This is a genomic window from Nitrospirota bacterium (assembly GCA_020851375.1).
Lineage (GTDB): Bacteria > Nitrospirota > 9FT-COMBO-42-15 > HDB-SIOI813 > HDB-SIOI813 > RBG-16-43-11.
Map to the genome: position 1 here is coordinate 1 of JADZCV010000019.1, position 11,380 is coordinate 11,380.

An 11,380-nucleotide genomic window follows, 5' to 3' on the forward strand; every position below is an offset into this window, starting at 1 on the left:
ACAGGATAGTAAACTTTATTTTTCATATTATGAATAAATTTACGACATTTTCGCCAATGAGTTGACTGACATAGTAGAAATAGAGTATACTAATTTCTGCATTTTTAAAAGGAGGAAGAATATGACGCTACCGGAAATCAAAAAGCTTGCCCAGCAGGTTGGAGTCCCTGCAACTGGTAACAAGGTTGATCTCATCAAATCTATCCAGAGAAAAGAGGGGAATTTCGATTGCTTTGGATCAGCAACCGGCAATTTTTGCGATCAGTGGAACTGTCTCTGGAGAAATGACTGCCTGAAACCATCTAAAAAATCTCAGTAATCTTCTGATAGCAAAAATCCTGATACTGAGAATCCATAAAACAGGTCAATACTGTCATTATAAAGATAAACTATAAAAAGGGCGGCGTAGCCAAGTGGTAAGGCAGAGGTCTGCAAAACCTTTATTCAGCGGTTCAAATCCGCTCGCCGCCTCCAATAGACTCAGATCATCAATTCTTCCCTTATCGTAAATATAGAAGGCCATACCCTGGCAGGCTCTTCAGCAAAGATCTTATTAACATCTGCCTTTATGGTAATCCAGTCGCCGCGCATTATCTCGTGTTCAAGCTGACCAGGCGCCCAGCCGGCATACCCTGCGTAAACACGCACCATGGCATTTACCGGTCCTTCCTGCAGGAGTGAGAGGATCAATTCCTTTTTCCCGGTAAAATACACATTATCAAAGACCTGTTTTGTCCCTTCCCCTGACTTATCAGAGGTAAACAGGATATTTATATCACCAATGTCCACAGGCCCACCCTTGAAAAGGGGTATAGCTGCACCTTTCAGTCCCTTTAGTTCAGGGATTAAGTGGCGCAACTGAACATATGACGGCCTGTTGATAACCACCCCCGTTGCCCCTTCCTTGCCGTAAGAAACCAGCAGGACCACTGAATGAATGAAATTAGGGTCAGCAAGATGAGGTTTCGCAACCAGGAATACGCCCGGCTGGAGCGGCACGATCTCATGATTATCAGAGGGTACGGCTGCTTCAGGGAGAGAACAGAGGCAGAATGCAATAACAACGAGACATAAAATATATTTTGTCTGTTTAATTGTTTTCATGAAGATCCCTCCTCATTGACAACGTATTTGCAGGCGACGAGACCGATACCTGCAACAGGATAGAGAAAATCCTGTAAAGCAAAGAGAATTATTTTGATTCTGCTTTGCATAGAGGTATATAATATTATCATAAAACTGAACCTTAAAAGGATAAATAATGGAACAACATTTGGACGACAGCCGCCTGCAGGCGGATATACAGTATCTTGAAGACGCCCTTAGCGAGGTAATAAGGGAGCAGGAAGGGGATGAGCTCTTCCATTTAATAAAAGATTTTGAAAATGCCTGTAAGAAAATCAAGGACCAATACGACCCTTCCATCGAGGAATTTCTTCTACGGGAATCAGAAAAACTCAATATTCCTACAGCATCAAAGCTAATCCAGGCGTTTGCGCTTTATTTCTATCTGCTGAATACGGCTGAAGAAAACTTCGGTATGCAGCAGAGAAGGGAGATTCTGCGGGAGGGGGAAAGGATCAGAGGCTCCTTTGAGGACTGCCTTGCAAGGTTGAAAGACAAGGGTGTAAACAGGCAGATTATCCTTGATGTTATAGACAACCTTTCAATAGAACCGGTCATGACTGCCCATCCAACTGAGGCAAAACGTCTTACCATACTGAAGAAGTACAGGAAGATATACCTCACAATATTTAAAAAAGAAAACCCTATATGGACACCTGATGAAAAGGCGCTTCTTGGCCAGGAGATAATCAATGAGATACAAAAACTCTGGCAAACAGGCGACATATTCCTTGAAAGGCCCACTGTACAGGAAGAGATTACCAACGGGATCCACTATTTCCGGGAGGCATTTTATCCGGTTATTCCAAAACTCTACCTGGCGTTAAAAAGGGCACTGGGAAAATTCTATCCTGATAATGAACTACACCTCCCCCCTTTCCTTAAATTCGGTTCATGGATTGGGGGAGACAGGGACGGTAATCCTAATGTAACGCCTGACCTGACAAGGTGGGCGCTGAAGGCTCAGAAAGACCTGATCCTCTCCCTTTATATTCAGTCTGTCAATGAGTTAATAGGCAGTCTCAGTCAGTCAACAACAAAGGTCAATGTCTCCCCGGAACTCCTCGCATCAATAGAGATTGATGCGGCAAATATGCCAGATACAGGTCAGCGTATCATTGACAGAAACCCATATGAACCATACAGGCAAAAGCTTTCATTTATAAAAATAAGACTTGAGAAAACAAGGGAGGTCAATACCGCAGTGTTGACCTCTGCGGTGGCCCATTCAGAGAAGCTCTATCAAAATGCATCAGAGTTCCTGAATGACCTGCAGATAATCCGGAGGAGTCTTTATGAAAACAAGGGTTCAAAGACCGCAGAGATAGAAATAGACGCGTTGATAAAGAGGATAGAGGTATTTGCATTCCACCTCGTCCGGCTTGACATACGGGAAGAGGCGTCAAAGCATACAAGGGCAATATTGGAAATATTTGAAGTGCTGGGAATATATCCGGATTACATTAATATGCCTGAAGATGAAAAGATCCGGATCCTTGCAATGGAAATAGAGAACCGGCGCCCGCTGATCCATGAGGACATGACCCTGCCTGCTGAGTGCCGCAGGACAGTAGAGACATTCAGGGTTATTAAATGGGCAAGAGAAAACATAAGTCCTGATGCGATTAACACCTATATAATCAGTATGACCCATGAGTTAAGCGATATACTGACAGTACTGCTTCTTGCAAAAGAGGCCGGCATCAGGTTCCTTGACATCGTCCCACTCTTTGAGACTATTGATGACCTTAGAAGGTCCGGCACAATAATGGAGGGCCTGTTCTCACTTCCTGTTTACAGGAGACATCTGGAGCAGCGTGGAAAATTGCAGGAGATCATGCTTGGCTATTCTGACAGCAACAAGGACGGCGGTATAATTACATCCGGGTGGGAACTCTATAAGGCGCAGAAGATACTGCGGGATGTTGCTCAGAAACATGGGATGCGCCTCAGGTTGTTTCACGGCAAAGGCGGTACTGTAGGAAGGGGCGGCGGACCAACGCACAAGGCTATTCTTGCGCAGCCTCCGGGCACTATTCAGTGCGACATTAAGATTACGGAGCAGGGTGAGGTTATATCATCAAAATATGCAAACCAGGGAACCGCACTCCACAACCTTGAGCTCCTGTGTGCAGGGGTTATCGAGGCCAGCACACCCGCCTTCCACAAGGAGATAGAAGCGCTGGATGAAAAATACACCCCTATCCTGGATGAACTCTCGTATATGGCGTATAAACTTTACAGGGAACTTGTAGATGACCCTCATTTTTACACGTACTTTATTCATGCCACGCCGGTTAATGAAATAGGTCTTGCCAAAATTGGTTCACGCCCCTCAAAAAGAAAGGAAGAGGGCTGGAGGATTGAAGACCTCCGGGCAATACCATGGGTATTCAGCTGGACACAAAGCAGGTGCATGCTGCCAGCATGGTATCCCATAGGGAGCACCTTTAAGAAATTTATTGATCGTGACCCTGCGGCCCATTCCATCCTCCTGAAGGAAATGTATCAAAAGTGGCCATTCTTTGAAAACCTGCTCGATAACACTCAGATGACTATGGTAAAGGCGGACATGAATATTGCACATCTATATTCCCACCTGCTGCCGGATTCAGCTATAAGAGACAGGATTTTTGATATCATAAAAATGGAGTTTGAATTATCAAGAGAGATGATACTCTTTATCACCGGACAAAAAGACCTGCTCGACAATGATCCATGGCTTCAGCGATCCATAAGGCTTAGAAACCCTTTCATGGATCCTATAAACTATATCCAGGTAAACCTGCTGAAGCAACTCAGGGGGGATAAGACCAGTGCAGTTAATAAGAAAGAGCTGACTGACACTGTTTTACTTACAATCAGTTGCATAGCGGCCGGCATGAGAAACACTGGATAGGTTCACTCGAAAATCTCCGTCCAAATCCCCCCTATCCCCCCTTTACTAAAGGGGGGAACTAATTTCCCCCTTTTCCAGGGGTAATATCCAATTCCATCGCCTCTCTACAGGAGTTCTTTATTTACCTTAATTTTTGCTTTGGCCCGCATGGCAACCGCATATGACATGACTGCCTTTTCCTGCTTCTGGAATTTCAGGAACTTCTTAAGCCTCTGAAGTTCCTCTGGAACCCTCTCTGCCGAAGCCCCACCCTTGCCTCCGGGCAAACCTGATGGAAAAGCCTCATTGACTTCAGCGTCCGAGACTGTAACTGAATCCCTTATAATGCTCTTAATCTTTTCTATAAGTATTTCCTCCCGCTGGGACCCCTCAAAAACCGCTTCAGACAAACGGTTTGCATCAAGAATGCCTTTATAAAGGCTGCGGTCAAATTTTCCTTCCCTGTGAAACATCTTCATTTTCATTATGCCATCCCTTAACTCGTCATCACTGACACTCAAACCAACATCACCTGCAGCCTCAAGCCAGAGTTTTCTTGCTACGAGATCGTCCATAACCTTATCCCTAATGTTCAGCTTCTCCAGCATTTCAGCATCAAACTTGTCTTTATACATATCCTTGTAACTCTCTACAGTCCTGTTGTAAACCCTCCTGTAGTCCTGAGCCTTTATATCCTGGCCATTTACAGAGGCGACCACATCGGCATCACGTGACTGAATACCATACCAACCCATTGAAAGGACAAACGTAACAGCAATAACCCCCATTATAATTTTGAGAACCAATGGGTTATCAACAGCAAGTTCGCGTACTATTTTTAACATGTTGAACCTCCCTAATACAGATCGTTTTTAAAATGCTTGCTAAGCGCCAGCTCCTGAGCATGATAGTGCGAGCCTATATCCGTTCCATAGCTTGTCTCAGGCCGTCCAGCCATTTTCTCATACCGTATCTTGAAAAAGACCTGACCATCTTCTATGCGGAACGGCACATCATGCGGCCTTACCTCAAGGACAGACCTCGTGCCATTAACCTCACCATGTCCATAACCAAAACCGCTGTCAAAAAAACCGGCGTAGTGCGTCCTCAACTCGCCGGACCCTGCATCGAACTCTATCATCTCGGCTGCGTATTCAAGAGGCACCCGCACCTTTTCTTTTGATGCAAATATATAAAACTCCTCAGGCTCCAGGATCAGAAATCCCTCCCTGGGGGCATGTATAGGCTCCCAGTAGTCAGACGCGAGATATCCACCAGCCTTGCTGAGATCAATGATTGAACTGTTTTTTTTTGCCTTAAATCCTACAATGCCTTTGCTTGTCCTTCCCTTTAGATCCACCCTCATGCAGAGCCCGTCTCTAATAATGGCCGCCTCTGACGGCAATAACACACCATCCTCGTTAAATAACAGTTTTTCTGAATCACAGACACTGGAAAGCAACCTGTCTTCAACATGCTGGCGGTCATTAAATAGTCTTAGCTGATTGAGGCTCTGGCCGGTCGTTACCCTGACTGTAAATGACCTTGGGAAGACTTCAAGGTATAGGGCACCGGAATATCCGTTATCAATCTCATCAAATCTGTAACCCTTGTCTGTAATAACCCTGGTAAATATATCCAGTCTGCCGGTTGAACTTTTTGGGTTGGCCTTGCCATTTATCTCCGGTGGCAGGTGCAGCTCTTCGATTAATGGGATAACATATACATTCTTCTTTTCGAGTATCCCATTATCATCAAGGTCTACCTCATACATGTACAGCTCATCGAGCAGTTCCTGCACACTCCTGCGCTGCGGCAGGAAACTGCTTCTGACCCGATAGGCCTTGCTGCCAAGCCTTAAGTCTATACTTGCAGGCTGCAGTTGTTTATCAATGACAGGGACTGAAGGCTTTATCACCCCGGTCCCGATTAGCTGTTTCAGATTTTGTATTGGCAGAGTGCCTTTATTCATCCCAAAATGCTCCTATGTACCTGTCATTCCCACGGAACCCCCCGTATAATTTAAGCGGAGAGTGGGAATCCAGAACCAGGCCTCAGTCTGGATTCCCGCTTACACGGGCATGACGTTTTCATGAACCTTGTGAGCCCTGAGCTGTGAGCTTGTCGAACAGTCGAAGGGCTCATGACGGTTCACCGGAAAATCTCCGTTAATCACAGCTAACCTTCTCCTGATCTGGCTGAGGGTAGCTGTAGACCTTATCATTATAATTCCTTGCTACTACCTCCCTGTCATTAATCTCTACGACAAAATCCGAAGGGAGCAGCGGGATCTTTCCCCCGCCTCCCGGCAAGTCAATAACAAATCTGGGTATTGCCATTCCTGATATCCTGCCCTGAAGCGCCTTTATTATGTTTAATCCACACTCAACCGGAGTCCTTAAATGATCTGTGCCGCGGGTGAGGTCAGCCTGATAAAGATAATACGGTTTTACCCGTATTGCCAGAAGTTTCTGCATTAGCTCCTTAATCGTCTCCACATTATCATTGATCCCTTTAAGCAGGACAGTCTGGCTTCCGAGCGGAATGCCTGCATCAGCGAGCCGGCCGCAGGCAATGGCAACCTCTTTCGTTATCTCAGCCGGATGAATGAAGTTTATATTCATATACAATGGATGATATTTTTTCAACATATTACAGAGTCTTTTTGTTATCCTCTGAGGCAGCGTACCGGGAACACGTGTGCCTATCCTGATTATTTCGACGTGCGGTATCTCATTTAATGACCGCAGTATCTCTTCAATCTCCCTGTCCTTTAATAGCAGGGGATCTCCGCCGGAGAGTATGACATCTTTTATCTCATTATGCTCCCGGATGTATGCGATGCCTTTTCTCACCATCTCTCTTGAGACAGGCTCCCTGCCTACAAACCGTTTTCTCGTGCAGAACCTGCAATAGACAGGACACTGATGGGTCACCATTAGCAGCGCCCTGTCTTCATAACGGTGAACTACGGAAAATACCGGGCTGTCACCCTCTTCATTGAGAGGGTCATCAAGTCCGGCATTATCATGGATCTCCTGGGCATCAGGGACAACCTGCCTGTAAAGCGGATCGTCTTTCCCAGTGATGAGACTCAGAAAATAGGGATTAATTCGTGCAGGATATTCATCCATAATCCTTGCAAGGGTCTCTGCATCAAGTCCGAATTCCTCAGAAATCTGCGAAGGCCTTATAAGGCTCTTTTTTAGTATATGCTGCCAACGCTCCACTATAACATCACCCCTTAATTATTGACTATCACTTCAAATCCCATTCCTGCCTTATCGCGACTAATCCCCACAGCAGTAATAACAGCATCCTTCATCCCATGGATAAGCCTCTTGTCGAGCGGGCATATGGTTGCCATTATCCCCCTCAACTTAACCTCTTCACCTTCCACAAAATAATATGGACAGAGCCGGACACGGCCTGTCATGGCCTTTATACCGTCATTCCCCTTCCCTTCCTCCAAATAACCTATCTGCACATGCCTTCCCTTATGAAACTCCTGAAGGATGTATGGTGTCGTGTTGAACCCCCCCAATACCTCTTCAATAACAGCGCTCCAGTCCTCTTTCGACACATCCTCACCGACTGTCACACCCCTGCTGCCCCACGCCAGCTCTGAAAATCCGGAGGGCTTTATGACAAACTGCCTCTCCTTCTGCGTAGCATCTGAGAGATCAGACCAGTGAGAAACCGCCTTTCTTTTGCCAATCCTGAGTCCTGGTATTATACCATATGGCGGCATTTCAGAGGGATCGAGAATCCATGTGCAGGGAAAGAGATCAGCCAAAGTATTAAATACATCCTGCCCCAGTTCATTAATCCAATACTCTTCGAGGAGAGGGTGATGAAACAGGGCATAAAGCATCTTCTCCTCAAGGAAGTGTTTAAATGGAGGGGTTACTGCCACCTCCTTTTTTTTAGCGCAGTACAGCATTAGTTCTGTTTTAGGTACATTTCTGAGATCAAAGAGTTCGAAAAATCTGTAAATTGCATCAACCCTCAAACGTCCGGCACCTGTATCAAGGTATAATCCATCTTCATCATAAATCAAGTCCTGCGGTTTCACTGTATACGCCCTGCCGCCGGACTCCCTAATTGTTGCTGACAGAAACTCCATTTCAGCCATGTAATCCCTGGATTCATCTGATACTACGGTTGCGACTACAGGGTCATGCAGCGAGGAAACACCCCTTATCATATTCATAAAACCATTAAAAATCCCATCATCCTGACCTGTTACTGAATAGCCGAAGGAACTGTACACCCTGTTAAGACTTCCTGTTAATCCTATTCCCCCGGGAACAGAATCCAGTTCAGCCGCAACCATCCCCTGTTCTGTAAGAATTATATCAGGTCTTATAACGGCCGGGAGCAGCCGTTTCATCCTGTTCATTGAGGCATATTCTATAAGAGATTGAGGCTTTCCCTGATTGAGATATCCGGCAATCCAGGAAGGCTGCCTGCCAATAATGCTTTCGTAATATATTTTATTCGATGCTTTATAGAAAGAATAAAGGCAGGGGCCAAGCTGCTCAAGCGCTCTGACTTCAGTGTCTTCCAGCAGGTAAGGCTCAGGGGAGACACGCCACTGGTTATACACACCATCAATTGTAAGTCTTTCCCTGATATGCCGGCACCGGTCTTCTGGTGACATACCCATAAATACCCGTCCTCTACTGAATGGACCTTGTACGGCCGGAAGAGGTCTGTGCCAGTTTTTTTGCAGCTATATACTCGTGAGGAATTCCTTCCACCTTGGAATTCCTCAAACCAAGCACATATATAGTCAGGTCCTTTGCCTGCTCCTCAGTAAGGCCAAAATTGGGCATTATGGTAGCAGCAAAGTTCATCTCAGGATTGCCGGGAACAACCTTCTGTGGATCAAGAAAATGTTCATATATCCAGTGTGCCATTGTATGATGACCTTCGATATGCTGGAAATCATGAATCAAAAAGAAGGCGAGTTCTGTCTTGCTGCCCAAGCCTGTGAGTTCCGGACCGATCGTGCCGCCAGTGCCATTTATGTTGTGGCACCCCCTGCACCCAAATTGAAAAGAAAGGTCCCTGCCTCTTAAGAATGCAGCAGCTCCTGGGAAATCTGCGGCTGTTATTGAGTTATCATGCAGCTCCATATGGCATTTGGGGCACGACGACTGGGCATACTCCTGCGCCAAAAGCTGGCGATTGAGGTGATGAACTGCCCCATGGGTCCCTTCCACAGAAACTACCTGGCCGTCACCCTGATGGCATACAGTACAGCCAAACTTATCCATTGGATGGGTCTTAAGAAAATCACCCGGATGCGCAGTCAGCGGTTGAGGTTCATCAACAGCAAGAGGATTGCTTACCCCCATATGGCAGGTAATACACCTGTCCGTAGTATTTAATTGCGGAAGCCATATCTGATCTATTTTGAGTGGCGCCTTGAGATACGATGGGTCATTCAGCTTCGATGCCATCTTTTTATTGTAATTCCTCTGATAATGCATCCACTCTTTGTTATTCTCCCTGTAGAAAATAAAAATTGCAATGATCATAATAATAACAACTGCAGCGGCAAATATCTTATTCCGCTTTCTCATGACTGCTCTATCCCAGTTACGATCTTTCATAATGTTACTTTCTCTTATTAGTCCTCTTGTATAAATTCTCCATATAACTGGAAACACCCATAATACCAAAAGTAATTATTGCAGTCACGATTACGAAGAATACCCCTATGCCAAGTCTTTGCAACATATTGTCTCCACCCTAAATTTTAAACCACGGTGTCAGCACTACATATTTTATATTAAAAACAAGCCTGAGTCCGATTTTTACAGGTATGCCAATCATTATGAGATACATTACCGCCAGAGGCACATACCTGACCAGACCGAGCTTTTTAACAAAATCCTTAAAATACATTGCCGGTATAATAAGGCCGGCCCCAAAATACGCAAGCACTATAAGGTCTGACAATGCCTTTCCTGCAAACACACCTATACCGAGTACTCTTGCAAAGATAATTGGCAGGTCTTCAAGGCCAGTAGCCGGGGGTTTGTGTACATGGGCATTATCCCACGGCCAGTACCAGTTCCAGTCAAGACCCCTGAACCAGACGCCAATGACAATAAGCACCAGCCACAGGGCCATGCCAAATGAATAGCTGGTTACAGCAAATTTACGTTCCGAGAAGGTATAATAGCCCCTGCCCCTGGGATTTCTGTCGAGGAAGGGTATCAGCATCAGACCGCCTGCAATAAGAATAGGAAGTCCGACACCTGCTATCCACGGGTCAAAAAATACAAGCAGTTCCTGAAGACCCAGAAAATACCAGGGCGCCTTCATCGGATTTGGCGTTGTATCCCGGCTTGCCTCTTCTTCAAGGGGTGCGCCAAGATAAACAGAGGCAAAGAGAAGGAGGCCTGTCACAATTAATACACAGAGAAATTCAAGATAGAACAGATGCGGCCATGAAAATATCGTATCTTCCGGTTCTTTTTCGATACCCGGGGTTGTCCCCTTGACGAGCTCCATCAGACCATATGTCTTATCAGGATCTCTCGGGAAAATATCGTGAGATTTCTCTGCCATCATATCTCCCTGTTTATTATAGCGGGCCTGAGAACCCGTCTTTCCTTACCCTCCAGAAATGGACTGCAAGGAATAACACTACAAGCATTGGCAGTACTACACAATGAAGCACATAGAATCTTAGGAGGGCGTTCTGACCCACCTCAGTACCGCCAAGCAGCATAAACTTCACATCATTGTCGGGCCTCATGCCAAGCTGTGTCCCGAAAGGTCCTTCAACACCAAACAGCGGGGTTGCAGCAGCCATCTTTGTTCCCACGGTAATAGCCCAGAGTGCAAGCTGATCCCACGGAAGCAGATAGCCGGTCCAGCTTAACAACAGTGTAAGCATCAAAAGCACCACACCTATCACCCAGTTGAATTCGCGGGGAGACTTGTACGAGCCTGTAAGAAATACCCTCGTCATATGTATCCAGACTGTAGCAACCATCCCCTGGGCAGCAAACCTGTGTATGTTTCTGAATGTCGTCCCATACGAAACAACAGTCATCATATCCTTGATATCCTGATAGGCACGCCTGACATCAGGTACGTAATAGAACATCAGCATAACACCTGTTAATGCGAGCATTACAAATAACAGGAGTGATACACCTCCCATGCACCATGTATATCTGAATCTTATGGACTCCCATCTCGTCTTAACAGGATGGAGGTGATACAGGACATTGCTGAATGTAGTAAGCGACCGGTTGCGAGGCGTATCTTCATAACCATGACGGAATACAGCCTTATAGACTTGTGTGCTCTTTATCCACTCTGTTATCTTATCCGACTTACCGCTGGCCATCA

10 protein-coding genes and 1 tRNA gene are annotated in these 11,380 nt (G+C 45.8%); 3 read left to right on the plus strand and 8 right to left on the minus strand.

What is annotated here, in order from left to right:
* Positions 1-121 precede the first annotated feature (121 nt).
* Positions 122-319 (plus strand): SAP domain-containing protein, encoded by a 198-nt coding sequence (locus IT393_03695; GenBank protein ID MCC7201756.1) that lies wholly within the window; start codon positions 122-124, stop codon positions 317-319.
* A gap of 80 nt (positions 320-399) precedes the next feature.
* Positions 400-474 (plus strand) — tRNA-Cys (locus tag IT393_03700).
* 6 nt (positions 475-480) lie between these two features.
* On the opposite strand, the gene IT393_03705 is transcribed toward IT393_03700, so the two are convergent.
* Positions 481-1,104, minus strand: a complete 624-nt coding sequence (locus tag IT393_03705) for a YqgE/AlgH family protein (GenBank protein MCC7201757.1) — start codon at positions 1,102-1,104, stop codon at positions 481-483.
* A gap of 157 nt (positions 1,105-1,261) precedes the next feature.
* On the opposite strand from IT393_03705, the gene ppc reads away from it, so the two are divergent.
* A complete protein-coding gene (gene ppc / locus IT393_03710) occupies positions 1,262-4,024 on the plus strand; it encodes a phosphoenolpyruvate carboxylase (GenBank protein MCC7201758.1) in 2,763 nt (920 codons plus the stop codon).
* Between the two features lie 104 nt (positions 4,025-4,128).
* Here the strand turns inward: ppc and IT393_03715 are convergent, their stop codons facing one another.
* From IT393_03715 to IT393_03745, 7 genes are all read right to left on the minus strand, one after another.
* Positions 4,129-4,848, minus strand: coding sequence for a SurA N-terminal domain-containing protein (locus tag IT393_03715; protein ID MCC7201759.1), 720 nt, complete (start codon positions 4,846-4,848; stop codon positions 4,129-4,131).
* 11 nt (positions 4,849-4,859) lie between these two features.
* Entirely contained in the window at positions 4,860-5,975 is a 1,116-nt protein-coding gene (locus IT393_03720; GenBank protein ID MCC7201760.1) for a 2'-deoxycytidine 5'-triphosphate deaminase, read from the minus strand.
* Positions 5,976-6,171: 196 nt separating this feature from the next.
* The gene (locus tag IT393_03725; GenBank protein ID MCC7201761.1) at positions 6,172-7,233 is read right to left on the minus strand and encodes a KamA family radical SAM protein; all 1,062 of its coding nucleotides are present in this window, start codon (positions 7,231-7,233) and stop codon (positions 6,172-6,174) included.
* Between the two features lie 14 nt (positions 7,234-7,247).
* Positions 7,248-8,672, minus strand: coding sequence for a hypothetical protein (locus IT393_03730; protein ID MCC7201762.1), 1,425 nt, complete (start codon positions 8,670-8,672; stop codon positions 7,248-7,250).
* Positions 8,673-8,685: 13 nt separating this feature from the next.
* Positions 8,686-9,624 carry a c-type cytochrome gene (locus tag IT393_03735; GenBank protein MCC7201763.1) on the minus strand — a complete coding sequence of 313 codons (939 nt, stop codon included), beginning with the start codon at positions 9,622-9,624 and terminating at the stop codon, positions 8,686-8,688.
* Between the two features lie 139 nt (positions 9,625-9,763).
* A complete protein-coding gene (locus tag IT393_03740; GenBank protein ID MCC7201764.1) occupies positions 9,764-10,531 on the minus strand; it encodes a cytochrome B6 in 768 nt (255 codons plus the stop codon).
* Between the two features lie 73 nt (positions 10,532-10,604).
* On the minus strand, positions 10,605-11,378 hold the full coding sequence (locus tag IT393_03745) for a cytochrome b N-terminal domain-containing protein (GenBank protein MCC7201765.1): 774 nt from the start codon (positions 11,376-11,378) through the stop codon (positions 10,605-10,607).
* Between the last annotated feature and the right edge of the window lie 2 nt (positions 11,379-11,380).

Bases quoted from the DNA above. Each gene is read 5' to 3' on its own strand.
- ppc (MCC7201758.1), top strand. From the start codon at position 1,262: ATGGAACAACATTTGGACGACAGCCGCCTGCAGGCGGATATACAGTAT.
- IT393_03740 (MCC7201764.1), bottom strand. From the start codon at position 10,531: ATGGAGCTCGTCAAGGGGACAACCCCGGGTATCGAAAAAGAACCGGAA.
- IT393_03735 (MCC7201763.1), bottom strand. From the start codon at position 9,624: ATGAAAGATCGTAACTGGGATAGAGCAGTCATGAGAAAGCGGAATAAG.
- IT393_03745 (MCC7201765.1), bottom strand. From the start codon at position 11,378: ATGGCCAGCGGTAAGTCGGATAAGATAACAGAGTGGATAAAGAGCACA.
- IT393_03730 (MCC7201762.1), bottom strand. From the start codon at position 8,672: ATGGGTATGTCACCAGAAGACCGGTGCCGGCATATCAGGGAAAGACTT.
- IT393_03705 (MCC7201757.1), bottom strand. From the start codon at position 1,104: ATGAAAACAATTAAACAGACAAAATATATTTTATGTCTCGTTGTTATT.
- IT393_03715 (MCC7201759.1), bottom strand. From the start codon at position 4,848: ATGTTAAAAATAGTACGCGAACTTGCTGTTGATAACCCATTGGTTCTC.
- IT393_03695 (MCC7201756.1), top strand. From the start codon at position 122: ATGACGCTACCGGAAATCAAAAAGCTTGCCCAGCAGGTTGGAGTCCCT.
- IT393_03720 (MCC7201760.1), bottom strand. From the start codon at position 5,975: ATGAATAAAGGCACTCTGCCAATACAAAATCTGAAACAGCTAATCGGG.